Annotated in this window: 4 protein-coding genes; all 4 read right to left on the bottom strand. The window is 44.7% G+C overall.

Going from position 1 to position 1723, the window contains the following annotated elements; all coding sequences use genetic code 11:
* The coding region (locus AC6F7T_RS07880; protein WP_500717615.1) for a DUF2442 domain-containing protein at positions 1 to 146 on the bottom strand (146 nt) is incomplete at its 3' end.
* A gap of 8 nt (positions 147 to 154) precedes the next feature.
* Entirely contained in the window at positions 155 to 397 is a 243-nt protein-coding gene (locus AC6F7T_RS07875) for a DUF4160 domain-containing protein (protein WP_500717613.1), read from the bottom strand.
* A 20-nt stretch (positions 398 to 417) separates the two neighbouring features.
* Positions 418 to 723 (bottom strand): type II toxin-antitoxin system RelE/ParE family toxin, encoded by a 306-nt coding sequence (locus AC6F7T_RS07870; protein ID WP_500717611.1) that lies wholly within the window; start codon positions 721 to 723, stop codon positions 418 to 420.
* Positions 720 to 989: a type II toxin-antitoxin system ParD family antitoxin gene (locus AC6F7T_RS07865; RefSeq protein WP_500717609.1), complete on the bottom strand. Its 270-nt coding sequence runs from the start codon at positions 987 to 989 to the stop codon at positions 720 to 722. The genes AC6F7T_RS07870 and AC6F7T_RS07865 overlap by 4 nt, the downstream gene beginning before the upstream one ends.
* Positions 990 to 1723: the final 734 nt, after the last annotated feature.

The following is a 1723-nucleotide window of genomic DNA, read 5'->3' as shown; positions in this document are numbered from 1 at the left end:
CTCTTAAACAAATGAACATCTTGGAGCCTGTTAAATACACCGCGATTGAGATAGGGTTTAACATCAAATAGTCGATGTTCACCGGTGTCAAACCAAAGTTCCAAGCAGTAATTATCGCAGGGCTTTACCCGAATCACTAATTCCATGAAATCTCCTATCGCAATGGTTCAATGGCGTAGGGTGGAAGACCATTAACAGCCAATTCCCAATTTGCTAGCAGGGAATCACGGTGGATTTCAATCCACGCCTGAACCAACTTGCTTTTTGTTTGAGGTATCTCCCCTGCCAGGATAGAACCATCCAAAATTGAGAAAACAGCTTCTTCTCCCTGGTATTTAGCGTGAAAATGCCGCAACTTGTGTCTTTCGTTGTCAAAAAAATAGAGACAAACATCAATTTCCTGTCACAAAATGGCTGTTACGTCACCACGATGTGCCGGTTCGGATCCTGCCTGTCATGCAGTACGCGGATAATCTCGATTTGCCCGGATCGGACTTGATAAAATATAACGTGACTTTTTACCGGAAAACTCCGTATCGCAGGTAGAAGTTCAGGGCGTTCAACACCGATATGAGGTAGCTTGGTCAGCGACCAAAACCGTTCTTTCAGGTTTTCGAGATACCTTGATGACTGGTTTTCGCCCCAGTTTCGCAGACCAAATTGATAAATGCCTCTGAGGTCATCACGAGCCGCTGGTGAGATGACAAGTTGGTGATCAGTCATGGGCAAGAACTGCCCTGAATGGCATCAAATAAGCAGTCCAGATCTTTCCTGGTTTGAATCCTGATCCCTTGCCCTTGATGAAGTTGATCTACACCGGTTTGGAGTTGCTCGCGCAGGCGAGCAAGTTTGACTTCGTAGATCCACTCCTCGTGGGTCTCCATAAACCGCAATGCTTCCCGAATGACTTCGCTGGCGTTGTTGTAGAGGCCGCTTTCAACTTTGGATTTTATTCGTGATTCCAATTCCGGGGTCAATGAGATGTGCATCGCTCTCTCCCTATCGAAGGATTTGTTCATCAAGATAGCTGAGCATACAAACATTGTCAAATATTGATATTTTTGCGTTTGGTATGAAGGGAAGAATGCCTATGTGTGGGCGGTTAAATGTTTGTGGGTGTCCTTTAGCTTTGTATTGGATGTTACGTCAACAAGACACTTTCTATTCAACAAATAAACAACGTCCCCTTTCCTTTTGCACGATGTTGTTAGATTTTCATCGCGGCCAATAGTTTTTAAATGGAGTGTATTTTGCCTGCCCCCCAATTATTCCATATTCATTTTCTCTTCAACAATTAAACAACGACCCCTCCGACTCTTGAAAGATAGGCAGGCACGTTATTTAGAAATTTAAGAGCGTCCCTAAAACCACCACCGTGTTGACGTATCATACTGAATAGTTAAGCTTCTGAAATAGAAGTAAAATTTTGCTGGAAAATTGCTTGATAATAACGTATTGTTAGGCATTCACTAACGTCCCGGCTCTATTGCCACATTGTCGATAACCGCAACCGGGGCATTCTTGTTAACCATATTTATGGGAGGTAGATGTATGAGAAAAATGTTGAGGTTTGGTTTGTTAATTTCACTGCTGATTCTCGGGCTGGTGCTCGGGGGCTGTAGTGATGGTAAGGATGGTCGCGCCGGGGTTGATGGTTCTCCGGGTCAGGATGGCCAGGATGGTCAGGATGGCCAGGATGCGACCGTGCTGATTCCTGGTACCG

The sequence above is a fragment of the Pelovirga sp. genome (assembly GCF_059864205.1).
Note: the sequence above shows the minus strand (reverse complement) of the source record. Positions and strands in the feature narration are given on the sequence as shown.